This is a genomic window from Acidocella sp. C78 (genome assembly GCF_907164655.1).
Genome location: NZ_CAJQZK010000017.1, coordinates 44220 through 68618 on the forward strand (window position 1 = coordinate 44220; position 24399 = coordinate 68618).

At 68.1% G+C, this 24399-nt stretch carries 25 protein-coding genes and 1 pseudogene; 8 read left to right on the plus strand and 18 right to left on the minus strand.

Features of this window, described 5'->3' with window-relative positions; genetic code table 11:
* Nucleotides 1-24 precede the first annotated feature (24 nt).
* The 5 genes from rseP (at nucleotide 25) to ACIDOCELLA78_RS000000107170 (ending at nucleotide 4603) form a co-directional block, all read left to right on the plus strand.
* Nucleotides 25-1086: an RIP metalloprotease RseP gene (rseP, locus tag ACIDOCELLA78_RS000000107150; RefSeq protein ID WP_201728994.1), complete on the plus strand. Its 1062-nt coding sequence runs from the start codon at nucleotides 25-27 to the stop codon at nucleotides 1084-1086.
* A gap of 168 nt (nucleotides 1087-1254) precedes the next feature.
* Nucleotides 1255-2274 (plus strand): ketol-acid reductoisomerase, encoded by a 1020-nt coding sequence (gene ilvC, locus ACIDOCELLA78_RS000000107155; protein WP_201728995.1) that lies wholly within the window; start codon nucleotides 1255-1257, stop codon nucleotides 2272-2274.
* Nucleotides 2275-2374: 100 nt separating this feature from the next.
* On the plus strand, nucleotides 2375-3307 hold the full coding sequence (gene cysK, locus ACIDOCELLA78_RS000000107160) for a cysteine synthase A (protein WP_201728996.1): 933 nt from the start codon (nucleotides 2375-2377) through the stop codon (nucleotides 3305-3307).
* Nucleotides 3308-3374: 67 nt separating this feature from the next.
* Nucleotides 3375-3932 carry a DedA family protein gene (locus ACIDOCELLA78_RS000000107165; protein ID WP_249676060.1) on the plus strand — a complete coding sequence of 186 codons (558 nt, stop codon included), beginning with the start codon at nucleotides 3375-3377 and terminating at the stop codon, nucleotides 3930-3932.
* Nucleotides 3932-4603 carry a class II aldolase/adducin family protein gene (locus tag ACIDOCELLA78_RS000000107170; RefSeq protein WP_201728997.1) on the plus strand — a complete coding sequence of 224 codons (672 nt, stop codon included), beginning with the start codon at nucleotides 3932-3934 and terminating at the stop codon, nucleotides 4601-4603. The genes ACIDOCELLA78_RS000000107165 and ACIDOCELLA78_RS000000107170 overlap by 1 nt, the downstream gene beginning before the upstream one ends.
* Before the next feature lie 53 nt (nucleotides 4604-4656).
* Here the strand turns inward: ACIDOCELLA78_RS000000107170 and ACIDOCELLA78_RS000000107175 are convergent, their stop codons facing one another.
* Both ACIDOCELLA78_RS000000107175 and ACIDOCELLA78_RS000000107180 read right to left on the minus strand, forming a co-directional pair.
* Nucleotides 4657-5280 carry a trimeric intracellular cation channel family protein gene (locus ACIDOCELLA78_RS000000107175; RefSeq protein WP_201728998.1) on the minus strand — a complete coding sequence of 208 codons (624 nt, stop codon included), beginning with the start codon at nucleotides 5278-5280 and terminating at the stop codon, nucleotides 4657-4659.
* An 83-nt stretch (nucleotides 5281-5363) separates the two neighbouring features.
* On the minus strand, nucleotides 5364-6167 hold the full coding sequence (locus ACIDOCELLA78_RS000000107180) for an IclR family transcriptional regulator (RefSeq protein ID WP_201728999.1): 804 nt from the start codon (nucleotides 6165-6167) through the stop codon (nucleotides 5364-5366).
* A 179-nt stretch (nucleotides 6168-6346) separates the two neighbouring features.
* Here ACIDOCELLA78_RS000000107180 and ACIDOCELLA78_RS000000107185 point away from each other — a divergent pair, with 179 nt between their 5' ends.
* Nucleotides 6347-7216 carry a MaoC/PaaZ C-terminal domain-containing protein gene (locus ACIDOCELLA78_RS000000107185; protein ID WP_201729000.1) on the plus strand — a complete coding sequence of 290 codons (870 nt, stop codon included), beginning with the start codon at nucleotides 6347-6349 and terminating at the stop codon, nucleotides 7214-7216.
* A 37-nt stretch (nucleotides 7217-7253) separates the two neighbouring features.
* The gene (locus ACIDOCELLA78_RS000000107190; protein ID WP_249676063.1) at nucleotides 7254-8183 is read left to right on the plus strand and encodes an SDR family NAD(P)-dependent oxidoreductase; all 930 of its coding nucleotides are present in this window, start codon (nucleotides 7254-7256) and stop codon (nucleotides 8181-8183) included.
* Between the two features lie 6 nt (nucleotides 8184-8189).
* On the opposite strand, the gene ACIDOCELLA78_RS000000107195 is transcribed toward ACIDOCELLA78_RS000000107190, so the two are convergent.
* From ACIDOCELLA78_RS000000107195 to ACIDOCELLA78_RS000000107230, 8 genes are all read right to left on the minus strand, one after another.
* A complete protein-coding gene (locus ACIDOCELLA78_RS000000107195) occupies nucleotides 8190-8504 on the minus strand; it encodes a hypothetical protein (RefSeq protein ID WP_201729001.1) in 315 nt (104 codons plus the stop codon).
* Complete coding sequence (locus ACIDOCELLA78_RS000000107200) at nucleotides 8482-9108, minus strand: hypothetical protein (RefSeq protein ID WP_249676067.1); 627 nt, start codon at nucleotides 9106-9108, stop codon at nucleotides 8482-8484. Before ACIDOCELLA78_RS000000107200 ends, ACIDOCELLA78_RS000000107195 begins: the two co-directional genes overlap by 23 nt.
* Before the next feature lie 204 nt (nucleotides 9109-9312).
* Nucleotides 9313-10059: a C39 family peptidase gene (locus ACIDOCELLA78_RS000000107205; RefSeq protein ID WP_201729003.1), complete on the minus strand. Its 747-nt coding sequence runs from the start codon at nucleotides 10057-10059 to the stop codon at nucleotides 9313-9315.
* Between the two features lie 56 nt (nucleotides 10060-10115).
* Nucleotides 10116-10523, minus strand: a complete 408-nt coding sequence (locus ACIDOCELLA78_RS000000107210) for a hypothetical protein (protein WP_201729004.1) — start codon at nucleotides 10521-10523, stop codon at nucleotides 10116-10118.
* 95 nt (nucleotides 10524-10618) lie between these two features.
* Nucleotides 10619-11224, minus strand: a complete 606-nt coding sequence (locus ACIDOCELLA78_RS000000107215; protein WP_201729005.1) for a hypothetical protein — start codon at nucleotides 11222-11224, stop codon at nucleotides 10619-10621.
* A 239-nt stretch (nucleotides 11225-11463) separates the two neighbouring features.
* The gene (locus ACIDOCELLA78_RS000000107220) at nucleotides 11464-12423 is read right to left on the minus strand and encodes a hypothetical protein (RefSeq protein WP_249676070.1); all 960 of its coding nucleotides are present in this window, start codon (nucleotides 12421-12423) and stop codon (nucleotides 11464-11466) included.
* The gene (locus tag ACIDOCELLA78_RS000000107225) at nucleotides 12360-12878 is read right to left on the minus strand and encodes a hypothetical protein (RefSeq protein ID WP_249676072.1); all 519 of its coding nucleotides are present in this window, start codon (nucleotides 12876-12878) and stop codon (nucleotides 12360-12362) included. The genes ACIDOCELLA78_RS000000107220 and ACIDOCELLA78_RS000000107225 overlap by 64 nt, the downstream gene beginning before the upstream one ends.
* Complete coding sequence (locus tag ACIDOCELLA78_RS000000107230; protein ID WP_249676074.1) at nucleotides 12868-13809, minus strand: sigma-54-dependent Fis family transcriptional regulator; 942 nt, start codon at nucleotides 13807-13809, stop codon at nucleotides 12868-12870. Before ACIDOCELLA78_RS000000107230 ends, ACIDOCELLA78_RS000000107225 begins: the two co-directional genes overlap by 11 nt.
* 428 nt (nucleotides 13810-14237) lie before the next feature.
* Between ACIDOCELLA78_RS000000107230 and ACIDOCELLA78_RS000000107235 the strand changes: the two genes are divergently transcribed.
* Nucleotides 14238-16187 carry a methyl-accepting chemotaxis protein gene (locus ACIDOCELLA78_RS000000107235; protein WP_201729007.1) on the plus strand — a complete coding sequence of 650 codons (1950 nt, stop codon included), beginning with the start codon at nucleotides 14238-14240 and terminating at the stop codon, nucleotides 16185-16187.
* Between the two features lie 88 nt (nucleotides 16188-16275).
* Here ACIDOCELLA78_RS000000107235 and ACIDOCELLA78_RS000000107240 read toward each other — a convergent pair whose 3' ends face one another.
* The 8 genes and pseudogenes from ACIDOCELLA78_RS000000107240 to ACIDOCELLA78_RS000000107275 form a co-directional block, all read right to left on the minus strand.
* Nucleotides 16276-17223, minus strand: a complete 948-nt coding sequence (locus ACIDOCELLA78_RS000000107240) for an SMP-30/gluconolactonase/LRE family protein (protein WP_201729008.1) — start codon at nucleotides 17221-17223, stop codon at nucleotides 16276-16278.
* A complete protein-coding gene (locus tag ACIDOCELLA78_RS000000107245; protein WP_201729009.1) occupies nucleotides 17220-18170 on the minus strand; it encodes an ABC transporter permease in 951 nt (316 codons plus the stop codon). Before ACIDOCELLA78_RS000000107245 ends, ACIDOCELLA78_RS000000107240 begins: the two co-directional genes overlap by 4 nt.
* On the minus strand, nucleotides 18167-19159 hold the full coding sequence (locus ACIDOCELLA78_RS000000107250) for an ABC transporter permease (RefSeq protein WP_201729010.1): 993 nt from the start codon (nucleotides 19157-19159) through the stop codon (nucleotides 18167-18169). The genes ACIDOCELLA78_RS000000107245 and ACIDOCELLA78_RS000000107250 overlap by 4 nt, the downstream gene beginning before the upstream one ends.
* A complete protein-coding gene (locus ACIDOCELLA78_RS000000107255; RefSeq protein WP_201729011.1) occupies nucleotides 19149-20630 on the minus strand; it encodes a sugar ABC transporter ATP-binding protein in 1482 nt (493 codons plus the stop codon). Before ACIDOCELLA78_RS000000107255 ends, ACIDOCELLA78_RS000000107250 begins: the two co-directional genes overlap by 11 nt.
* Nucleotides 20631-20637: 7 nt before the next feature.
* On the minus strand, nucleotides 20638-21762 hold the full coding sequence (locus tag ACIDOCELLA78_RS000000107260; RefSeq protein WP_201729012.1) for a sugar ABC transporter substrate-binding protein: 1125 nt from the start codon (nucleotides 21760-21762) through the stop codon (nucleotides 20638-20640).
* A gap of 86 nt (nucleotides 21763-21848) precedes the next feature.
* Nucleotides 21849-22763, minus strand: a complete 915-nt coding sequence (locus ACIDOCELLA78_RS000000107265) for an SMP-30/gluconolactonase/LRE family protein (protein ID WP_201729013.1) — start codon at nucleotides 22761-22763, stop codon at nucleotides 21849-21851.
* A 101-nt stretch (nucleotides 22764-22864) separates the two neighbouring features.
* Nucleotides 22865-23484, minus strand: a pseudogene (locus ACIDOCELLA78_RS000000107270) (2-dehydro-3-deoxy-6-phosphogalactonate aldolase).
* Nucleotides 23472-24386: a 2-dehydro-3-deoxygalactonokinase gene (locus ACIDOCELLA78_RS000000107275; RefSeq protein WP_201729014.1), complete on the minus strand. Its 915-nt coding sequence runs from the start codon at nucleotides 24384-24386 to the stop codon at nucleotides 23472-23474. Before ACIDOCELLA78_RS000000107275 ends, ACIDOCELLA78_RS000000107270 begins: the two are co-directional and overlap by 13 nt.
* Between the last annotated feature and the right edge of the window lie 13 nt (nucleotides 24387-24399).

Here is a 24399-nt window from a genome sequence, read left to right on the forward strand (position 1 = left end):
CGCGGCAGCAGACACGAAGGCGACATGACCGATCTTCTCCGTTCCGTTCTCGGCTTCATCGTCGTTCTAGGCGTTCTGGTGACCGTGCATGAGCTCGGCCATTATCTCGTGGCCCGCTGGCGGGGCGTGACCGTCGAGGTATTCTCGCTCGGCTTCGGCCCGACCCTGGTCTCCCGCACCGATCGCCACGGCACCGTCTGGAAGGTTTCCGCCATTCCCCTCGGCGGCTATGTGCGGATGCGCGGCTGGGCGGAGTTCGGCGCCGAGCCCGATGGCGCCGCCGATCCCGGCAGTTTCGGCGCCAAGCCGCTGGCGGCCCGGGCGGCGGTGGTCGCCGCCGGGCCTGCGGCGAATTTCCTGCTCGCGATCGTCCTGTTCAGCGCGATCTTCGCCACCGCCGGTGTGCCGACGGTGCTGCCCGTGGTCAGCAAGGTGCTGGCCGGCTCGCCCGCGCAGGCGGCGGGGCTGGCGAAGGGCGACCGGATTGTCAGCATGAACGGCGCGCCGATCTCGACGTTCGATCAGCTGAGCGCCATGGTCGCCGCCCATCCCGGCGGCCGGATCGCGCTGAGCTACGAGCGCGGCGGCCAGACCCGGAGCCTTGATCTGTCGCTCGGCAGCGTGACGGAAGGCGGGCGGCAGATCGGCCGGCTCGGCATCGAGGGCGCCGATGTGCGGATGCGCCTCCTTTCGCCGCCGCGGGCGCTGCTCCGCGGGGTGGCGGTGACTTGGCAGGCGAGTGTGACGACGCTGCACGGGCTCTGGCAGCTGGTCGACCATCACAAGGGGCTCAGCCAGCTCGGCGGCCCGGTCAGGATCGCGCAGATCTCCGGCCAGGCGGTGGCGCATGGCCTGACCGACCTGCTGAGTTTCATGGCGCTGCTCTCGGTCAATCTCGGCCTTATCAACCTCGTGCCGATCCCGGTGCTGGATGGCGGCCACCTGCTGTTCTACGCGGCCGAGGCCGCCGCCGGCCGGGCCCTGCCGCGGCGGGTGCAGGAAATCGCGCTGCAATTCGGCGCCGCGCTGCTGGTCTGCCTGATCGTTTTCGTCACCTGGCACGACATCGCCCATCTCGTCGGCTGAGGCGGCGGGCACGCGGATAAATGCGGGCCGGGCGGGCGCGGCAGGCCGAAAATTGCGTCGCCAGCCGGCGTCACGCCAGCCATGTTGCGCCGGGGTGGTTGCCAAGCGGCGTGTTTTCCCCCATTCGATCCGCCGGACCGGTTACCCAGCGCCCGAGGGAGGCTTGAGATGCGCGTTTATTACGACAGTGATGCCGATGTGAACCTGATCAAGGCGAAGAAGGTCGCCGTGGTCGGCTACGGCAGCCAGGGCCACGCCCATGCCCTGAACCTCAAGGAATCCGGGGTGAAGGAGCTTGTCGTAGCACTCCGCAAGGGCTCCGCCGCGGTGGCCAAGGCCGAAGCCGCCGGGCTTCGGGTGATGACGCCGGAAGAGGCCGCGGCCTGGGCCGACGTTGTGATGATCCTGACGCCGGATGAAGGCCAGGGCGATCTCTACCGCGACAGCCTCGCCGCGAATCTGCGCCCGGGTGCGGCGATCGCCTTCGCCCACGGCCTCAACATCCATTTCAACCTGATCGAGCCGCGCGCCGATATCGACGTGTTCATGATCGCGCCGAAGGGCCCCGGCCACACGGTGCGCAGCGAATACCAGCGCGGCGGCGGCGTGCCATGCCTTGTCGCGGTGGCGCAGAACCCCTCCGGCAATGCGCTCGACATCGCGCTGTCCTACGCCTCGGCGGTCGGCGGCGGCCGTGCCGGCATCATCGAGACCACCTTCAAGGAAGAGTGCGAGACCGACCTGTTCGGCGAGCAGGCGGTGCTGTGCGGCGGCCTGGTGGAGCTGATCAAGGCCGGGTTCGAAACGCTGGTCGAGGCCGGCTACGCGCCGGAAATGGCCTATTTCGAGTGCCTGCACGAGGTGAAGCTGATCGTCGACCTCATCTATGAGGGCGGCATCGCCAACATGAACTACTCGATCTCGAACACCGCCGAATACGGCGAATACGTCACCGGCCCGCGGATGATCACGCCGGAGACCAAGGCCGAGATGAAGCGCGTGCTCGACGATATCCAGAAGGGCCGCTTCACCCGCGACTGGATGCTCGAGAACAAGGTGAACCAGACCAACTTCAAGGCGATGCGCCGCGCCAACGCCGCGCACCCGATCGAGGAGGTCGGCGAGAAGCTGCGCGCCATGATGCCCTGGATCAAGAAGGGCGCGCTGGTCGACAAGACCCGCAACTGATCGAGGGCGCGGCCGGCTTTCGCGCCGCGCGCTTCTTCACTACAAAGCTCCCCGGCCCGCTGCTGCGGCCGGGGATCTTTCGTTTCGAGGGAGGCAAAGCATGAGAATCGCCAAGGACGCCACCGAACTGGTCGGCAATACCCCGCTGGTCCGGATCAACCGCCTCGCCGCAGGCCTGCCCGGCACGGTTCTCGCCAAGCTCGAATTCTTCAATCCCGCCAATTCGGTGAAGGATCGCATCGGCGTCGCCATGATCGAGGCGGCGGAGCGCGACGGGTTGCTGAACGCGGACAGCGTGATCGTCGAGCCGACTTCGGGCAATACCGGCATCGCCCTCGCCATGGTCTGCGCGGCGAAGGGCTATCGCTGCATCCTCACCATGCCGGAGACGATGAGCAAGGAGCGCCGCGCGGTGCTGCGCGGCTACGGTGCCGAAGTTGTGCTGACGCCGGGCGCCGAGGGGATGGGCGGGGCGATCGCGAAGGCGCGCGAAATCGCCGCTTCAGGGCCCCATCACTTCATTCCCCAGCAGTTCGAGAACCCGGCCAACCCCGACATCCACCGCCGCACCACCGCCGAGGAAATCTGGCGCGACACCGATGGCGCGGCGGATATCCTGGTCGCCGGCGTCGGCACCGGCGGCACCATCACCGGCACCGGGCAAGTGCTGAAGGAGCGCAAGCCGTCGTTCCGCTGCGTTGCGGTCGAGCCGGATACCTCGCCGGTGCTCTCCGGCGGCGAGAAGGGACCGCACATGATCCAGGGGATCGGTGCCGGCTTCGTGCCCGACATTCTGGACACCGGGGTTTACGACGAGGTCGTGCGCGTGACCAACGACCAGGCGCTGGACATGGCCCGCCGGGCGGCGCGCGAGGAGGGCCTGCTGGTCGGCATTTCCTCGGGCGCGGCGCTGCATGCGGCGGTCGAGGTGGCGCGGCGGCCCGAAAGCGCCGGCAAGATGATCGTCGCCATCATTCCCTCCTATGGCGAGCGCTATCTCTCCACCGCCCTGTTTGCCGGATTGGCCGATTGATCGCCGCGCTCGCGCATCTCATCACCGCGGTCATCTCCACCTCGGCTATGCCGGGGTCGCGGCGCTGATGGCGCTGGAATCCGCCTGCATTCCGCTGCCCTCCGAGATCATTCTTCCGTTTTCGGGTTATCTGGTCTCGACCGGGCGTTTCGAGCTCTGGCCGGTGGCGCTGGCGGGTGCGATCGGCTGCAATCTCGGCTCGACCCTGGCCTGGGCGGTCGGCTATGCCGGCGGGCGGCCGCTGGTCGAGCGCTGGGGGCGGTACATCCTGCTGGATGCCGGCGAACTCGCGCTGGTCGAGCGGTTTTTCGCCCGCTTCGGCGCGGTGACCGTGCTGATCAGCCGGATGCTGCCGATCGTGCGCACGTATATCGCCCTGCCGGCGGGGATCGCGCGGATGAATTTCTGGACGTTCCAGCTCTACACTTTCATCGGCTCGCTGCCCTGGTGCCTGGGCCTCGCCTATGCCGGGCTCAGACTCGGCCGCGCCTGGGACAGCTCACTGCGACTGCAATCGTTCATGCATGGCTTCACCGCGTTCACCGCTTTGGCAATCGTCGTCTTCATTGCCTGGTATGCGCGCAAGCTCTGGCGCGATCATCACCCGGCCGGGCGGGCCGGCTGATGCGCGTGCCGGGCGACAGCGAGCAGGAAAGCCGCCGCGCCCTGATCGCCGCCTGCCGGCAGATGAACGCGCTCGGCATCAACCAGGGCAATGCGGGCAATATCAGCGTCCGCCATGGCGGCAAGATGCTGATCTCGCCCTCGGCCACGCCCTATCACCTGATCGAGCCGGACATGGTCGCCGCCATGCCCATCGCGGGCGAATACGGCGCCTGGCAGGGCACGCGGAAACCCTCGACCGAATGGCGCTTCCATCTCGACATCATGCGCGCCCGGCCCGAGGTCAACGCGATCGTTCACAGCCATCCCACCTTCGCCACCACGCTGGCCATCGCCCGGCGCAACATCGAGGCCTGTCATTACATGATCGCGGCCTTCGGCGGGGCCGATGTGCGGTGCGCGCCCTATGCCACCTTCGGCACGAAGGAGCTTTCGGATCATGCGCTGACGGCGCTGGAGGGACGAATGGGCTGCCTGCTCGCCAATCACGGCATGATCGTGTTGGGCGAAACCCTCGACAAGGCGATGTGGCGGGCGGTCGAGCTCGAAACCATCGCCAGGCAATATTATCACGCGCTGCTGCTCGGCAATCCGCATATTCTCAGCACCGCCGAGATCGACGCGGCCATAGCCCAGTTCGTCGGCTATGGCCTGCATGACGACGCCGGATGAAATAATCATCCCCGCCATGGCGGATGAGCGTCGTCACCGCCCGGCGCGAAGGATCACCGCGCCGAGGGCAGGCGCCAGCCGCGATAGATCGCCATCATCCGCAGGAACACGCAGAGCGCGAGCCCGCTCCAGGCGGCGAGCGGCTGGGAGATGCCGAGAGCAGCGCCGGACACCACCGCCAGCGCGCCCGCCAGGGCGGCAACGGCGTAGATATCGGCGTGCAGCACGGTCGGCACCCGCATGGTCAGCACGTCGCGCACCATGCCGCCGCCGATCGCGCTGACCATGCCGAGAATCGCCGCCATCGGCCAGTTGATCCCATAGTCCAGCGCCTTCCTGGTTCCCGCCACCGCGAACATGCCAAGCCCGATCGCGTCGAAAAACATCACAGGATGAGACAGCCGCGCGAAGACCCGGAAAAAGCTGAAGACGAACAGGCCGCCTGCCAGCGCGATGGCCAGGTTGTGCCAGCTCGCGACCGATTCCGGCGGCACCGCGCCGATCATCACGTCGCGCAGGATGCCGCCAGACACCGCGGTGACATAGGCGAGCACCAGCACGCCGAACAGGTCCATCCGCTCCTGCACGCCGCGCGCGGCCCCGCTCATCGCGAAGACCAGCGTGCCGGTCATGTCGAGCCCGGCAACCAGCGGATGCACGATTCCGGCGGGATTCATGCGCGAAATCCCGTCATTGGGGCAGGCATGGGGAACGTGGGAGAGATCACGGGCGACACCGGCAAGGAAGAGGCGCCGCCGATCTAGCCGGTTTCGCCGGTGGATGCCACAGGCACGCCGGCGGCCGGAAACAGCACCGCCCCGACACTGGCCGCGAGTTGGCCCAGATCGTCGCCGAGCCGTTCCAGAGCCGCGCCATCCTGCTGGCCCGCGAGCCCGATGCCGCTCAGCGCAAGACGCGGACGCCCCGCGCGATCGACGATGGCGGCACCGACCGCGTGCAGGCAGGAATAGGCGTTGCCGGCATCGATCGCCCAGCCGCGCGCACGGGCCAGGGCGACCTCGCGGCAATATTGCGCGAAGTCGGGCGGCGATTGCCAGCGCAGCAGGGCGAAGCGCTGTTCCAGTTCGGTCAGGGGCAGGTCGAGCGCCGCGGCGACGCAGCGCCCCGCGGCACCGAGCAGTGCCGGAAGCCGCAGCCCGGGGGCGATATCCACCCGCACCGTGACGCCGCCATGCGCACGGTCCGCCGCCACGAGATGTCCATCCTCGGTCACCCGCCAGAGCACGAGTGGAACGCCGTGGTCCCGTGCGAGGCGTTCGAGATCCGGCCGGATCGCCTCGGCGAGCCCGAGCCCGACGAAACCGGCGGCGATTTCCGCGATCCCGAGCCCGGGCGCATAGGTCTTGGTAACCGCATCGAACGCGACAAACCGCAATCGTGCGAGGGTCCGCAGGATCGCGAAGCAACTGCTCGGGCTGATCCCGGTGTCCCGCGCAATCGCCGCGACGCCGCGCGGCGTCGCTGTGGCCGACAGGTAGCGCAGGATGCGGACCGCATGAACCACGGCGCCCACGTCCCGCGCCTCACGCTCAGCGATCGACATTCGCCATAGTGATTGTCATTCCGGACTCCGAATGCTATTTCGCTTTGCTAACGCAAAGTAATTGATAACAGATGAATGCCGGGGGCAGACTCGCGTCGTTGCCATATATGGTGCCCGCGAGGCGCGCGGCGGGAGATTAGCCCGGATCTGGCGGCCTGCTGCGGACTTCAGGAGGATTTGTGACGATCGATCCCGAAATTCTGCTGAATTTCCCGATCCCTGAAATTCGCCAGCGCATCACCGGCCGCGAGGCGGCGTTCTATGCGCTCTCGGTCGGGATGGGGCAGGACCCGACCGATCCGCGCCAGCTCGCCTATGCCGATCCGCATCGCGGGCCGCATGTTCTGCCATGGATGGCGCTGGTGCTCGGGCATCCGGGCTTCTGGCTGGCCGATCCACGCACGGGTGTCGATGCCGTTCGCCTCGTCCATGGCGAACAGGCGCTCGAACAGCACCAACCTCTACCCGCTGAGGGCGAGATCATCGGGCGCACCCGGGGCACCCGACTGGTGGACAAGGGCAAGGGCCGCGGCGCGCTGCTGTTTTCCGAAAAACAACTCCGCGATGCCGGCACCGGCGCCCTCTATGCCACCACGCGCAGCACCACGTTCCTGCGCGCTGACGGCGGTTTCGGTGGCGACCCCGGGCCGGTGCCGCCGCCACCGCCGCCGCCCTCAGGTGCGCCGGATGCGGTGGTCGACCTGCCGACTCGGCCGGAACAGGCGCTGTTCTACCGCCTCAACGGCGATGACAACCCGCTGCATGCCGACCCCGAGATGGCCGCCGCCGCCGGCTTCGAACGGCCGATCCTGCACGGGCTCTGCACGCTCGGCGTGGTCGCGCACGCCCTGCTCCGCGTTCTGGGCGATTACGACGAAACAAGATTTCGCGGGCTGTCGCTCCGTTTCACCGCCCCGGTCCTGCCGGGCGAGACGATCCGCACCGAAATCTGGCGCGACGGCGCCTTCCGCGCCCGGGTGGCGGAGCGCGATCTGGTCGTGGTCGATCATGGCCGAGCCCGCTTCGCGGCGCCGGGGGCGGCGGCATGATCCGGCTTGCCTGCCCGCGACGCGCTGGCGGCGGCCGATGAGCCAGGGCCCGCCGATGCTCGATGGCAAGGTGGCCATCGTGACCGGGGCGGGCAGCGGCATCGGCCGCGCCGTCGCCGCCGGCATGGCCGCCGCCGGCGCTGCGGTGGTGATCGTGGATATCGGCGTTTCGGTCGGCGGCGAGGGTGGCTCGCCGATTCCCGCCGAGCAGACGCGGATGATCATCGAGGCTGGCGGCGGCCGCGCCGTGGTTTGCGGCGAAACCGTCAGCCGCTGGGATTCCGCCTGCCGCATCGTCGAGACCGCTCTGGACGCCTTCGGGCGGATCGACATCGTCGTGAACAATGCCGGCATCCTGCGCAACGCCGCCTTTCACGAAATGATGCCGGAAGACTGGCTATCGGTCATCGGCGTGCATCTCAACGGCAGTTTCTTCGTCAGCCGCGCCGCCGCCGCGCAGTTCCGCCGCCAGCAATCCGGTGTCTTCGTGCACATGACCGGCGCATCCGCCCTGATCGGCGGCGAGGCACAGGCGAACTACGCCGCGGCCAAGCTCGGCATCGTCGGCCTGTCGCGCTCGATCGCGATCGACATGCGGCGCTACAATGTCCGCTCGAACTGCGTCGCCCCCTGCGCCTGGACGCGGATGACCGGCACGCCCCGGCCCGGCGCGGACGAGGGAGCGGAACAGATCCGGGTCTCCCGGCTGCAGCAGATCGACCCCAACCATAACGTGCCCCTCGTGGTCTTTCTGGCCTCGGCGGCTTCAGGTGACGTCACGGGTCAGATTTTCGCGATCCGTCGTAACGAGATTTTCGTGATGGACCAGAGCCGCCCCGCCCGTTCGGTGCAGCGCAACGGCGGCTGGACGCCGGAGCTGATCCGAGATCATGCCTTCCCCGCCTTGCGCGGGGCGCTGACGCCGCTCGATCTCAGCGGCGACGTGTTCTGCTGGGACCCGGTCTGAGCTACCCTACCGGCTGTTGACAGTCACCGTCACCAGGCCGGACGGCAGTCCCGCATCGCCGGGCCGCGCCACGAGTTCGTCCCATAGCGTGACCCGCCCGCGATCCGGCAACCGGATCGCGATCGCCGGCGCTGCGAACCCCTCGCCGGTGGCCCGGGCAAGCGCCGCATCCGGCAGGGCGATGAGGCGCAATCCGGCCAGCTTTCCGTCCGGCGCCGCGGGCGCGGCGGCGCGTGCGGCGCCGGGCTGCCACAGCGTTGCCGCGAGGCCGGCCAGCAGCGCCGCGGTGCGGATCAGGCTAACGCATCCGGCGGTTCGCATCGGTCATCGCCTGTGAAATCATCATCGCGTGCGCCTGGGTGGACAGCAGCGCCGGCATGCCGGTGGTGCCGACATCCACCGCGATCTGGTTCTGGATCAGCGTATTGCTCGCGGTATTGGCGATCACCGTCGCCAGCCCGCCGGAGGTCAGGCTCGTCGCCACGCTTGCCCCGCCGTAGTGGGCGACCCCGGCGAGCAGTGCCGGCCCGGCCGGCGATGGCGTTGTCACCGTCACCGGCCGAGGCTGCGCCGTCAACGACGATGTCGCGGGTGCGGCGCTGGCGATGACGCTGGCCGGCTGCGGCCCGCCCGCGCCGCCGAAGGTGAGCTGGATCTGCGGCACGGCGATGGCCGCGATCACCGTGCCGTTCACGCTGGTCACCTGCTGATAGGCAAAGTCCACCGTCAGCTGAGGCGTGACATCGAACCCGCCACGGATTCCGCCGAGCCGCGCATCGCTCAGTTGCGCATCGCTCAGCAGGGCGCCGAAATTGCCGGCCAGGGCCGGCGCCGCCGCGCTCGCGATGGCGGGGTTGCCTGCCAGCAGGGTGCAAAGCAGCCCGCCGCCGAGCAGCGCGCGAGGACTCGAGCAAAGTCGTCTCATCATCTGGCTCCTTTCAAGATCCGTCCTGCGCGCCGGGCTTTCCGGGCAGGACGCCAGAGCAGTTTCCGATCCACCTGATCGGATGATGCTCTAGTGTCTTGTCCCTGAAATTCGTGGGGGAATTTCAGGAACAGGACACTGATTGATTGATTTTCCTAGTGTCCACTTTGAATCTGAAATCCGGAGGATTTCAGGTTCGGGACACTAGAACCGGTTCGCGATCGGGATTGTCACCTCCTGCAGCCGGGCGAGGCCGAGCGCGTAGCGCGCGATGTCGGTCGGGGCCGGCGGGCTGCCGCGCCACAGGTGCGGGTTCTCGAAGCTCCGCTGCGCCCGTGCCGCCTCGCTCATGATGAGGAAAAACACGCCGCTCCACTGCCGGCGGAACCGCGCCACGCTCTCCGAGCGCAACCCGACCGCCGGGTCCGACAGCAGCACCCGCCCCGCCCCGATGCTGCGCAGCACGACGAAATGGCGATAGCCATGGTCGTTGATCAGCACGATCGCCGGAACGTGCAGCCCGGCCAGCCGGGAGAGCGGCGCGTCGAACCCGCCGGAGGGAATGCCCTGCCGCGCCAGATAGGTCTTCATGTCGAGCAGGGAGAAGCCGTATCGCTCGATCGCCTGGCGGTTGCCGTGCCGGATCATGCTGAGAAAGACCTGCTTCTCCGTTACGTTGCGGTGATAGCTGTAGGTCAGCAGGGTGGCGAGCGCCGCCGAGCCGCAGGAGAAATCGTAGGCCTGGTGGATCGTCTGCGCGAACCGCATCGCCTGGAAACTCTCGACCGGCACGCGGACGCTGCCGGCCCCGAGGCTCAGCCCGTTGACCGGGATGCCGCCGCCGAGCGCCGGCCTGCCCGCGAGGCAGGCGATGCCGAACAACGCCAGCAGCGCGCGCCGCCACGGGATTCCGCCCGGATGCCGCCTCTCGTGCCTTTGTGTCCCGCTCATCGTCGTCCTTTCCGCCGGTCGCGCCGTCCCGGTTGCCTGCGGCGGCGCGGCTGTCTTCAGTGCAGTGTCACGTTGATGGTCATCGAGTTCTGGATCAGCGCGTTGTTGCCGCTGTTCTGGAAGACCGTGGTGATTCCGGCATTGCCGTTGATCGCGTTGCTGGCGCTGACCGGGCCGGTCACGCTGCCGTGCCCCACGCTCGCGCCGCTGATGGTGCCGTTGGTATTGGCGTCCTGGATCACGATTCCGCTGCCGCGTAGCCGGCCGAGTGCTGCGCCGTGCAGTTCGCTGCCCTGCAATGCGCGGCTCAGCGCCTGGTCCGGCGCGCCTGGGCCCGCCGTGCCGGCCCGTGCGGGCCCTGCCGCGCCGGCGATCAGGGCAATTGCCGCCATGGCCAGCGCATGCCCGATCCGGGAGCTGCGCCGGCGCGCCGTTCCGGCCGCCTGCTCATCAAGCCTGTCCATCGCCCTCTCTCCCGAAAGCCATGGCCCGGACGGGCCGGACCATGGCGGTTCCGTTCCGGACCGCGAGCGGTCCGATCTGCGTGATCGCCGGGCGATCAGTGGAACACGGAGGTGCTGCTGCTGCCCGACACCACCGAGGACAGCGAGACGGTATTCTGCTGCAGCGCGTTCACGCCCGCATTCACCTGCGCCGTCACGATGCCGGTGCCGTTCGCCACGTTGTTGAGCGAGGCGCCCATGGAGACCATCGGTCCCGATGCGCTCTTGGCCCCGCGACCCTTCTTCCAGTTCATGTTGTTCGGCCCGCTCGCGCTGAGGCCGGCGCCGCCATAGACCGTGCCGTTCGTCGTCGCGGTGGCGAGATGATAGTCGGAGATCGTCTTGTAGTCGTTGGCGAAGTTCGACAGCGACGCGCTGATCGCGAGGCTGTGGTTGTTCGCCGCGACACCGCCGGCCGCCGCCGCCGCCATGTTGGTCGTGTTGTTCGAGTTGGTGGTCGGCGTCGATGTCCAGGACTGCGACGTGCTGGTGCTCGACGAGGAGGCCGAGGAGCGGCCGGCGGCGCTGGCATTGGTGCCAGGGCCCTGCGAGCTTGCGCTCGGGTGGCTGTTGGTCGTGGGCGGCGCGGGCGGCGTCGCATGGGCCACGGCAAGGCCAAGAACCAGGGCCGAGGCGCTCGAGAGAACAAGGGAAATCCGCATGGGTCACTCCTGAGGTTCGGGTTGCGCGGGCCGGGTCGCATTGCGCCGCGGCTCTTGCAGGTCCGGGTCCGGCGGGCCGGTCCGCACCTGCATGGTCAATGTTGTGCAACCGCCGTGCCAGTCCGGTTTTTGCGATCAAGATATTGATAGATATGGAATTTTCGACTTTCGCCGGAGGAGACTCGGCTGTTCCATGAAACGCTCCAGGAAACGCCGGACACCGATACATCTCCGCCGCCTCAGAAGCGGATCGGGATATCGACCAGCACCTTGGCGACCGGTGCATTCGGCCCCGCGCCGATGCCCACCCCGAGATTGATCGTCGTCGATTTCGAGATCTGGTAGCCGATGCCGAAATTGAAGGTGCCGAAATCATAGGCCGATCCCTTCACCGCCACATGGTTGAACGTCGCGCCGAACACATGCTCCTGCTGGTAGCTGAGCGTGAAGGTCGTCTCGTCGTTGAGGGCGAAGCCGATGCCGAACGTCGCCGCCACCGCATCGCCGGGCTTGGCGTCGGCGGCCACCGCCGGGCCGCCGCCGGGGTCCTGCACGTCGACCGTCCGGCCGAAATTGTGGATGTAGAGAAGATTGGCGAACAGGATTCCCGGTGCGGTCGGGTAGAGCAGTGTTATGCTCGGCTCCAGCGCGGCGAACCCGGTGCCGGTCGGCACTTTTTTCTGAATGCCGGATATGATGCCGCCATTCGGATCGGCGGTGGTGTAGACCGGGACCGAGAACGGGCTGGTGCCGGTTGCGGTCTTGTAGATCAGGTTGCCCACCACGATCGGCACGCCACCGCCGCCGGCATTGAACTGGTAGCTGGCGCCGAACTGGATGTCGCCGATACTGGCCCCATGGGCGCTCGGCGCCAGAACCCCGACAGTGGTGCCGCCGCCGCTCTGTTGCAGGATCGATTGGGTAACGGTCTCCTGATACGCGTAGACGAACGGCACTCTTGCACTCAGTTCCAGCCGGTCGGTCAGGCCGTAGCGCAGCGTCAGTGCCGGTGTCACCATGCTTTGCCGCACCCGTGCGAGCAGGAGCTGGCCGAAGGTGATCCCGGGCAGGATGGTGAACCCGTTCAGGCTCAGCTGGTCGTCGGCCGAATAATCGTATTCGAGCGAGGGATCGATCACCAGCGTGCCGCGGGGCGTGAGCACGCCGCCGACCGATTGCAGCGGCGAGGTCTGCAGCACGCGCGCCTCCCGCCGTTCCGGCGGTTTCGTTTCCGTGATCGGCGCCGCGGTCTGCTCGGGGATGGTGGCGCGCCGTCCGTGGCTGGTGCGTCGGCGGCGGGCGCCGCCGCCTGGTTCTGCGCCGCGCTGGTCGGCCCCGGCCCGGCCGCGCGGAGCCGGCGCATGGCCTCGTCGAGCAGGGCGCCCTGGCGGTCGAGTTCGGCACGCGCGCGGTCGAGCTCGTGCCGCGTGTGCCGCAACCTGGCCTCGGCACGGGCGACGCTGGCGCGCAGCCCCTCGAGCGCCGCGCCATTGCTCTCCGCCGGCGTGTTGTCTGCGGTGGCGCCCGCGTTCGTGCCCGCGTTCGTGCCCGCGTTCGTCCCGGCGCCGGGTTGTGCTGCGGCGGCGGGCAAGGCCAGTCCGGCGGCAAACAGCGCCGCCGCCACGCGGTGCGGCCGTGTCGGGTCAAGGTTCATCGCTGGTCTCCTCCGTGTGGCCGGTCGCCGCCATGCGTTGCAGCGCGCGGTAGAGTGTTATGCGGGCGATGCCGAGTTCGCGGGCGGCGCGGGCGCGGTTCTGGCCGCAGCGGGCGAGGGCGGCGCGCACCGCCTCGGGATCGACCATCCCGTGCGAGCCGGTCGTGGCCCGCCGGTGCCGGGCTTCGCGCGCGGCGGGCAATGCGAGGTCCGCTTCCCCGATCGTCCGCCCGCTCGCCATCACCGCGGCCCGCCGCACCGTCGAGACGAGTTCGCGCACATTGCCCGGCCAGTCATGGCGGCAGAGCGCGGCCATCGCCCCGGCCGAGAACCCGTCCACCGCCAGCCCCAGATCGCGCGCGGCCGCCCGCAGCACGACCATGGCGAGCAGTTCGATATCGCCGTCCCGCTCGCGCAGCGGCGGCATCTCGAGCTGCAGCACATTGAGCCGATAGAACAGGTCTTCGCGAAACCGGCCCTCGCCGATGGCTCGCCGCAGATCGACATGAGTGGCGGCGATGACGCGGGTGCGCACGCTTACCGGCTCGCGCCCGCCGAGGCGGAAAATCTGCCCCTCCTGCAGGAATCGCAGCAGATGCCCTTGCAGGTCCATCGGCAGGTCGCCGATCTCGTCGAGAAAGAGCGATCCGCCCGCCGCCATCTCGACCAGACCGATCCGCCGCGCCGTGGCGCCGGTGAAGGCGCCTTTCTCGTAGCCGAAAAGTTCCGAGGCGATCAGCCCGGCGGGCAGCGCGGCGCAGTTGATGGCGACGAACCGGCCATCGCGGGCGTTCGAGCGGTCGTGCAGGGCGCGGGCGGCGAGTTCCTTTCCGGTGCCGGTTTCCCCGGTGATCAGCACCGGGGCGTCGACCGGGGCGAACCGGCGGATCAGCTCGAACAACCGGCACATCGCCGGCGATTGCCCGACCATGATCCGCTCGGCGCCGGCGCAGGCGCCGGGGGGGACGCTGGCCGCAGCGCGAGGCTGGCGTGCAGGCGCAGGTTCAATCGGCCGGATCGCATTTCCGTACAGAGCGGTGTGTCGCATGGCCTCCCCACCGGGTGGATCGCGGGGATGCTATCAACGATGATGCCGGATAATATTGCAGAATGTATTAAGACTATTTCTATTAAGTTGTATTGAGGCTTATATAAAGTATTTGTTTACTATATTTGGATAATTTCCTGACGGTTTCATCGGTCTAAAGGAGTCGTCCTCCTGAACATTATCCGGATGGGTGATATCCCGTATGCCGGCCATCGCACCGCGCGGGACATCCGCTCCGATTCAACATCAAAACACTTTTTTTTAACTAAACTCTGTCATGCAGTCCGGGAAGGTTGAACCGGAGACATATCGTGCTGAACAAGCTTTCAATTCGTCACCAGTTTGCCGCGCTCGGTGCGTTCGGCGTCGTGATGACACTGGTCGCCATCGCTCTCGGGCTGCTGGCGTCCTATCAGATCGAGGTGCAGTCGCGTAAATCCGAACTTCGCGCCCTGGTAAGTGACGCCGTGCACATTACCGGCGGGTTCGTGGGCATGGCGGAGAAGGGAACGATGCCGCAGCCGCAGGCCAAGTCCCTCGCGCTCAAGGCCCTCGGCGCCGCCCGCTTCGATCACGGCAACTATTATTTCGTCGACAGTGCGAAAGGGATCGGGCTGCAGCACGTCAACAAGGCGCTGATCGGCACCAACCGCTACGACGCCAAGGACATGTTCGGCAACTACACCGATCGGGTGATGATCAATTCGATCCGCGCCGGCCATCCGGCCTTTGCCCATTACTTCATGCCGAAAGCCGGCTCGTCCAAGCCGCAGCCGAAAATCTCCTTCATGGGACAGGTGCCCGGCTGGGGCTGGTATATCGGCACCGGCGCCTATGTCGACGATATCGATGCCCAGCTCTGGAAGGGTGTGTCGCGCTTCTCCCTGGTCTTCGTGCCGCTCTTCGCGCTCTTCCTCATCGCGATGTATCTGATGCAGCGCAACGTCAACAACACGCTGCGCGCGATCACCTCCGCCATGACCCAGCTTTCCCGCGGCGAGTTCGAGACACCCATCCCCTTCACCGACCGCAAGGACGAGATCGGCGGCATGGCGCGGGCGGTCGAGGTGTTCAAGTCCGCGGGCATCGAGAAGGCCCAACTGGAGGCCGAAGCCGCCCATCTCGCCCGCACGCGCGAGGCCGAGCGGCTGGAGGCCGAGGCCCGGCGCGAGGCGGCCGCAAGCCAGCTCGCCCATGTGCTCGATGCCGTTGCCGGTGGCCTTGAGGAACTTGCGGCCGGGCATCTCACCTACCGGCTGACCGAGGCATTCGGCGACGATTACGACCGTCTGCGCAATGATTTCAACGCGGCTCTCGATCGGCTGCAGGAGGCAATGGGGGTTGTCGCTGCGAACGCCACGGCGATCAGGTCGGGCGCTTCGGAAATCTCCGCGGCGGCGGACGATCTGTCCCGCCGCACCGAGCAGCAGGCCGCAACACTCGAGGAAACCGCCGCCGCGCTTGAGGAAATCACAGCAACCGTGCGGCGGACCGCCGATGCGGCGGTGCATGCCCGCAACGTGGTCGGCGCTGCGCAGGGCGATGCCGAACGCGGCGGTGCCGTCGTGTCCCAGGCCGTGGCGGCGATGGGTGAGATCGAGGCGTCATCCAAGCAGATCGGCAGCATCATCGGGGTCATCGATGAGATCGCGTTCCAGACCAACCTCCTCGCGCTCAATGCCGGGGTCGAGGCCGCCCGGGCTGGTGACGCCGGACGTGGCTTTGCCGTTGTTGCCTCCGAGGTTCGCGCGCTCGCGCAGCGTTCAGCGGACGCGGCGAAGGAAATCAAGACGCTGATTTCCGCCTCGAACCAGCAGGTTGTGGCGGGTGTCGATCTTGTCGGCCAGACCGGTCGCGCTCTTGAGCGCATTGTCGGGCAGATCGGCGAGATCAACGGCGTGGTGGCGGAAATCGCCGCATCCGCCCAGGAGCAGTCGACCGGGCTGGTGCAGGTGAACACGGCCGTTGGTCAGATGGATCAGACGACGCAGCAGAACGCGGCGATGGTCGAGGAGTCGACGGCGGCGAGCCATAGCCTGGCACGGGAAGCGGAGCAGCTTTCCGGCCTGATGGCGCGGTTCGATCTCGGGGCGGTCGCGCACGAGCCGGCAATGCCCCGCCCGGCGACAAGCGCCCGGCCGGCCGCGTCCCGAGCGGCCCCCATCCGCCCGGCGCAGACTGCCACCCGCCCCGTGAAGCCGGCGCCGCTCCGCGAAGCACAGATGGAAACCGCCGGCGAGGATAATTGGGAAGACTTCTGAACGAACCGCCTCAATTCGCCCCGGCGGGAGACAGTCTCCCGCCGGGTCTCTGTTCAGAACAATGGCTCGCAGCCAGGAAAGCGGCAGATCACCCTCCGCGCACACCCTGGGTGTTAACGTAAAGTGCATAGAGACTCCGGCTCGCCGCCATGAACAACCGGTTGCGGTGACGGCCGCCGAAGCAGACATTGGCGCAGCGCTCGGGCAGGGCGATGCGGCCGATCGGCGTTCCACCGGGGTCGAACACCATCACCCCGTCCAGCTCCGCCGCGCCCATGCCCCAGCCGCACCACAGATTCCCATCGATATCGACGCGGAAACCGTCCGGCGTGCCGCCAGGTCCGGCATCGATCAGCCGCCGGTTGTTGGTCAGGCGGCTTCCATCCACCACATCGAACACATGGATCGCCCGGTGCGGTTCGGCCCGCGAGGCGACCACGTAGAGCCGGCTCTCATCCGGCGAGAAGGCCAGCCCGTTCGGCCCCGCGATATCGTCCGCCACCATGGCGACTGCGCCGCTCGCCGGATCGATCCGGTAGATCGCCGGCGGCAGTTCGGCGTCAGCCCGATGCCCCTCATACCACCCGGAAATGCCGAAGGGCGGGTCGGTGAACCAGATGCTGCCGTCGGACTTCACCACAACGTCGTTCGGCGAATTCAGCCTTCGCCCGCCGAACCCGTCAGCCAGCACCGTGATGCCGCCATCGGTTTCCGTACGGACAACCCGCCGACCGCCATGCTCGCAGGTGATGAGCCGCCCCTGGCGGTCCCTGGTGTTGCCGTTGGCATGGCCGGCCGGCTGGCGGAACACGCTGACGCGCCCATCGGTTTCGTCCCAGCGCAGCATCCGGTCGTTCGGAATGTCGCTCCACAGCAGGAAGCGCCCGTCGCCGAACCAGACCGGCCCTTCCGCCCAGCGGCAGCCATCGGCCAGCCGCTCCACCGCCGCGTTGAACAGGCGGTAGCGCGCGAAGGACGGGCTGAGCACATGGATCGCCGGATCGGGGTAGCGCTCGGCCGGCTGCCACGTGGTCATCGTTCGTTCTCCCGCCCATAGGCGAGCAGCAGCGCCAGGATGACGACGCCATAGGCGATGCTGCGCACGTAGTCGGGCATCGATAGCGCGAGCAGCACCGAGACCAGCACGGTCAGGCTCACGGCCCCGGCGGCGACGCCGAGATAGTTGCCGCGCCCGCCAAGGATGTTCACCCCGCCGATCACCACCGCGGCGATCGAGGTGAACAGATAGGGATCGCCGAGCCCGAGCGAAGCCTGCCCGCCGAAGCCGACCAGCATGATCCCGCCGAGAGCGGCGAAGCCGCCGCAAAGGGCATAGAGCAGGATCGTCATCCGCCGGGCGTCGATCCCGGCCAGCGTGGCGGCGAGCGGATTGGTGCCGAGCGCGTAGGTCGCCCGCCCGAACCGCGTCACCGCGAGTGCGCCGCTGACCAGCGCGGTCACGAACGCCCAGAGCCAGAGCGCATCGGGAATGCCGAGCAGGCTGCCATGCGCCAGCGTCTGGATCAGCGGCGGCGCGTAGGATGAGCAGGAGGAGCAGGTGAAACCGCCGCTCAGCCCGAGTGTCAGCCCCTCGACGATGCCGTTCGCCGCCAGCGTCATCACCACCGCGGGAATGCCGAACAGCGCGATGCCGATGCCATTGGCCACCCCCACCGCCACCCCCATGCCAAGGGCTGCGGCGATCGCTTCCGGCGCGCCCGTGTTCTTGCCGAGCGAGGTGGTGGTGAGCAGGATCGCCGCGGCGTTCATCACCCAGGGCACCGAAAGGTCGATCCCGCCGATCAGGATGACGAAGCACTGCCCCGCCGCCACGAGGCCGACGAACGAGGCGATCACCAGGATCGAGGCCACGCTGGGGCCGGACAGAAAGCCCGGATGCGCCATCTCGCCAACCACGAAAAGCCCGATCGCGGCGGCAATCGCGTAAAGGATTCGCCGTGTATCGACCGTGAGCGTTCTCATCGCCGCCTCCTGATCGCGCCACCGATGGCGCCGCCGAGCACAACCGCCACGATCAGGAACACCCCTTCGTAGAACGACTGATAGAGTGGGTTGACGTGGCTGAAGAACAGGATGTTGACGATCAGCGTGGTGATGAAGGCCCCCGCAATCGCGCCGGCCGCCGAGCCACGGCCGCCGAAGAGCGAGACCCCGCCGAGCACGACCGCGACGATGGAAGTCAGCGTGTAGCTGTTGCCCGTGGTCGCGTCGCCCGCCGTGGCCGATGCGGCGAGAAACAGCCCTGCCGCGGCCGCCAGCGCCCCATCCAGCATGTAGGCGATGATCTTGGTGCGCAGCACGTTGACCCCGAGCGCGCGGGCCGAGGCCTCGTCATTGCCGATCGCGTAGAGATCGACACCCGTGCGCGAGCGCCGGAACCCCGCCCAGGCCAGCACGAGAAGGCCGATATAGACGAGTGCCCAGGGCGCGTTCGGGTTGACCAGCAGATTGGTGTAGGCCGGCGGAATGGCGCCGCCCGGCGCCGGCAGCACGCGGATCGCGAGACCCTGGTAGATCGACAGCGTCGCCAGCGTCACCACGATCGGCTGCAACCGGCCGAACGCCACCAGCAACCCGTTCACGAGGCCGCAGGCCGCCCCCACCGCGAGAATGACGGCCGACCACAGCAGCGCGCCGCCGAGCGACTTGCCCATGGTCACCGCCGCCAGCGCGTTGGCGAGATCGACCACCCCGCCGACCGAGAGGTCGATGCCGCGGGTGAGCACGACGAAGCTCTGGCCCACGGCGGCGAAGACCAGCGGAATGGCGTTGTTCACCGTCGAGGTCAGCTCGAAATTGCCCGGCAGCCGGTGCTGCTCGATGCTGTAGACCAGCAGGAACCCGGCGACCGCCAGGGCAAGGATCGCGCCGGCGAGGATCAGGCCGATATTCTGCCCGATCGCGTGGCCAAGCCGGCTGCCGCGTGGCAGTGCTGCGGCGTCAGGCTGCATGGGGAGTCTCCGTCTGGCCGCTCTCGCGCATCGCGGCGGCGACGATCGCCTCGGCGGACAGCGCATCGGCCGGCAGTTCGGCGACGAAGGCGCCCCGCCGCATCACCTTCACCCGGTGGCACAGATGGGCGAGTTCCTCCGCGTCCGACGAATAGAACAGGATCGCGTAGCCCTCGCGGGCGAGGCCGGCGATCAGCTCGTAGATCTCGTGCTTGGTCGCGACGTCGACGCCGCGGGTCACATCGTAGAGCAGCAGGATGCGCGAGCGCGTCAGCAGCCAGCGGCCGAGCAGCACCTTCTGCTGGTTGCCGCCGGAGAGCGCGCCGACCGGCTGCTGCGCCGAGGGCGTGCGCACGGCCAGCCGCCGGATGCTTTCCGCCACCGTCGCGTGCTCGGCGCCGAGCCGCAAGATGCCGAAGCGCGAGAGCTGGCGCAGAATCGGCAGGGTGAAATTGTCCCGCACGGAAAGCGGCAGGAACAGCCCCTCGCTCTTGCGGTCTTCCGGCACCAGGGCGATGCCGGCGCGGATCGCGTCCCAGGGCGCCGTGATGCGGACCGGCCGTCCTTCGCGCTCGATCCGCCCCTCGCGAAAACCCGGAGCGCCGAACAGGCCGAAGAACAGGGCGCGGTGGCCGTGCCCGGCGAGCCCGCCAATGCCGAGAATCTCGCCCGCGCGCAGGTCGAGGTCGAGCGGCGCGGTTCCCTCCGCGCGCGCGCCGCGCAGCGAGAGCAGCACGGGGCCGGATGAGGGCGCGAAGCGGGCGGGAAAGATCGTCTCCAGCGCCTGCCCCGTCATCAGCGTGATCGCCTCGTCCTCGCCGATCGTGGTGAAGGTGCCGACATCGCTGCCGTTGCGGAAAATGGTGATCTCGTCGGCGATGCTGGTGATCTCGCCCCAGCGGTGCGAGGTGAACACGATCGCCACGCCCGCATCCCGCAGCGCGCGGATCTGGCCGAACAGCCAGGCCACCTCGCGCTCGACCAGCGCGGATGTCGCCTCGTCGAGCAGCAATACCTGCGGGCGCGCCATGATCACCCGCGCGATCTCGATGATCTGCCGTTCGGCGAGCGATATGTCCGCCGCCAGCGCGCGCGGATCGATATGGGTGATGCCGAGACCGGCGAGTTCGGCCTCGGCGAGGCGCGGCATCGCGGCGCGGTCGATCAGGCCGAGCCGGCCGCGCGGCTCGCGGCCGAGCAGCAGGTTTTCGGCCACCGTCATGTAGGGCAGCAGTGTGAGTTCCTGGAACACGGTGCCGATGCGCAGGCTCGGCCCGGCGGTTTCCACGCTCCCCTCATCGGCGGCGATGCGGCCGCCGAGGATCTTGATCAGGGTCGATTTGCCGGCGCCGTTCTCGCCCACCAGCGCGTGAACGCTGCCGCGCGCGACGGCGATCGAGGCCCCCGTGAGGGCCTTGACGCCGCCGAACGACTTGCTGACCCCGCGCGCCGCGATGGCGGGTGCGGTCATGGCCGGGTCAGGCCTTGGGCAGATGCACGGTCAGGGAACCGCCGCAGGGTGTGCCGTGCAGTGCTGCATCGACACAGATCTTGAGCGTCGCGTGCGGCCCGCTATCGGTGAAGTCGGTGAAGAAACTGTCAGGCAGGTTCGGGAACACCGTCTCGCCCACCTTCACCGTGGCGTTGGTGACGAAGGGGAAGGGGATGGTGATGTCCTTGCGCGGATACGACTTGTTGAGGATGCGCCGCGCGAGTTCCAGCGCGATCAGCACGAGATAGGGCGGCTGGCCGACCGAAAGCCCCTCCACCTTGTGGCCCATATAGCCGGTCATGAACTTGCGGAAACCGTTTTCCGCCTCCCCGGCGGTGGGCGGCAGCGGCCGGTTCGCGGCGATGAAGGCCTTGAGCACGCCATCCGTGCCGCCCTGGCACCAGATGCCGTCGATCTTGGGCAGCGAGGGCAGCACCGATGCAGTGTTCTTCTCCGCGGTGGAGGACGCCCAGTCGCCGGCGAAACGGCTGACGATCTTGATGCCGGGATATTTCTTCCAGACCTCTTCGGCGCCGCGGTTGCGGTCCTCGTTCACCCCGGTGCCGGCCACGCCGGTCACCATGATGACATTGCCCTTGCCGCCGATCTTCTTCGCCAGCCATTCGGCGAGGGTGGCGCCGAATTTCACCTGGTCGGTGTTCACCTTGATCGCGCTCGGCGTGGTGACGATGTTGTCGAACGAGACAACAAGAATCCCCCGCGCATGCGCCTGCTGGAGAATGCCGTTGAGCCCGGTCGGCGAGGCGGCGTCGACCAGGATCGCATCGACGCGCTCGGCGATCATGCCGGAAATCTGCTGGCTTTCCTGCGAGATGTTGTTGCCCGAGCTGAAATACGATCCGTCGATCTCGCTCTTGTACGGCTCCATTTGCAGCGCCGCCTTGAAGAGGTTGACCATCTCGATGCGCCACTCGTTGCCGATATACGAGTTCGACAGGGCGATCTTGAGCTTGCGGTTGTTGGCCAGCCCGAAGCGGGGCAGGGCGGCCAGCCCGAGCCCGCCGGCAAGCCCGGTGAGCAGCGTGCGGCGGGTCGCACCCGTCAGGTCAATCGCGCCGGCAGCGCCGGAATCCGTTTGATCGAAGTCCATCTTGTCCTCCCAGGATTTTATTACAGTCAGTTTATTATCGGTTTTATACAATCAATAACGGGCGCTGACAATCAGAATCGCGCCCCTTACACCGTCTTGTTGCCCCGCACCGCGACATAGAGCGAATAGACCGAGCTGGTCGCGGTCATGAACAGCCGGTTGCGGTTCGGCCCGCCGAAGACGAGGTTGCTGGTCGCTTCCGGCAGGTCGATCTTGCCCAGCGGGGTTCCGTCCGGCGCGAAGACGGCGACGCCGTTGGCGGTGCCGCAGCTCGACCAGACATTGCCGTGCTCGTCGAGGCGGAACCCGTCGGCGAAGCCGTTCGCGATTTCCGCGAAAACCTTCCCCGGCCCGAGTCGCGCGCCGTCGATCACGTCGTGCACCCGGATATGATGCGGGCCATCCGCCCGGTGGGTGATGCCGGTATCGGCGATGTAGAGCTTCTGTTCGTCGGGGCTGAAGGCCAGCCCGTTGGGCCGCTCGTAATCGCTGGCGACCACGCCGAGCGCGCCGCTCGCCGGGTCGAACCGGTAGACGTTGCAGGCGCCGATCTCGCTTTCCGCGCGATGCCCCTCGTAATCGCTCCAGATTCCGTAATCGGGGTCGGTGAACCAGATCGTCCCGTCGGATTTCACCACCACGTCGTTCGGGGAGTTCAGCCGCTTGCCCTCGAAGCGATCCACCAGGATCGTGACCGTGCCGTCATATTCGGTGCGGCTGACGCAGCGCCCGCCATGCTCGCAGCTGACCAGCCGCCCTTGCCGGTCGCGGGTATGGCCGTTGGTGTGTCGTGCCGGCGTGCGATAGACATCGACCGTCCCGTTCGTCGTCCAGCGCATCATCCGGTCGTTCGGAATATCGCTCCACAGCAGGCAGTTCTGCTCGCCGAACCAGACCGGCCCTTCCGCCCAGCGGCAGCCGGTGGCGATGGTCTCGATCGCCGCGTTGAACAGCAGCATCGAGCGAAACCGTTCATCATAGACGTGAAAAGCCTCGGACATGGCAGCGCCTCTTCCCCTCATCGTTGTGGCCGGTCGATCCGGTCCTTGCCGTCAAACGATAAAAGGCAATTCGCGCAAAGGCCAGAGGTTTTGCAGCCGGATCAGAGTCCGAGCGCGGCGATGAAGCCCGCCGCCTTCGCGCGCACGGAAGCGGCGTCATCGCCCGGCCGGTAGAGCGCCGAGCCGATGCCGAATCCCGCGGCCCCGGCCGCGCGCCAGGGGGCGAGCGTGGCCGGCGTGATGCCGCCGACCGGCAGCACCGGCAGCGCCGGCGGCAGCACCGCGCGCAACGCCCTGAGCACGGCGGGACTCGCCGCTTCGGCGGGGAAGAGCTTCAGCCCGTCCGCCCCGGCGCCGATCAGCGCGAACGCCTCTGCCGGGGTGAAGAAGCCGGGCAGGGCGATCAGCCCGCGCCGCTTCGCCTCGGCCACGAGCGCGGATCTGCGTGCGGCGTCACCATCAACTGCCCGCCCGCCCCGGCGAGGCGGCCGACATCCTCCACGGTCATGACCGTTCCGGCGCCGATCAGCGCCCGCGCGCCGAGTCCGCGGACGAGCCGGCCGATGCTCTCGAACGGGTCTGGCGAGTTCAGCGGCACCTCGATGATCTTCACGCCGGCGCCGACGAGCGCCTCGCCCACCGCCATCACCTCGTCCGGCGCGACCCCGCGCAGGATCGCGACCAGCGGGCAGGCGTCGAGATGCTCCTTCAGTGTTGCCATGAAATTTGCGCTCCGAGCCGGGCGAGGCCGAGACATGCGGCGTCCCCGGCTACATCGTCATGCACGCGCGCCGCCCCGCCGCTTAGCGTGATCGCGTCGCGGTAGAGCCCGCACAGCGCGGGATCGCCGATCAGCGTCACCTCTGTCGCATCCGCCGTCCGCCCGCGGCCGATCGCACGGCCGATCTCGTGGCCAACCTCGTGGCCGATCAGCAGGCCTGAGAGATAGGCGCGCGAGGCGGATTTCGACACGCCATCGCGCAAGACCCTGGTCCGCACGCCGAAGAGATGATGCAGCAACCCGCCGGGCTGGCGGGCCCGCGCCACGCCATCGGCGAAGGCGTCGGGCTCCGGCCCGCCCGCCTCGATCGTCTGCGCCAGAATCGTCGCCCCGCCCAGCGCGGCGAACGCCTCGCCGGTCATGTAGGAACGGAACCCCTCGATCCGCCCGGCCTCGACAACCGCCCATTTCGAGTGGCTGCCCGGCAGGCAGACGAGGCGGCGCGCGGCGTCATCCACCGCGCCGACGATCTGCGTCTCCTCGCCGCGCATGACTTCCGGCACGCCAGCCTCGTCCCGCGTCGCGAGCCCCGGCAGGATGCGCGCATCCGCACCCTCGAACGCCACTGGCTGCGCGGCGGCGGCGATGGCGCCGAATTCCGCCGGGCAGTCGAGATACGGCACGTCCAGCCAACCCTGGCGGCTGCCGGCCATCCCGGCGATCAGCACCCGCCGCTCGCCGGCCTCCAGCCAGTCGTCGGCGATCTCGCGCAGCACATCGGCAAAGCCGCCCGGCGCCACGCTCAGCACGCCGCGATCGGCACGGCGCGCATCGCGCAATCCGCCGTCTTCCGCGATGCGGAAGGCGCGCAGCCGCGTCGTTCCCCAATCGAGGCCGATCATCGGCGGAGGGTCA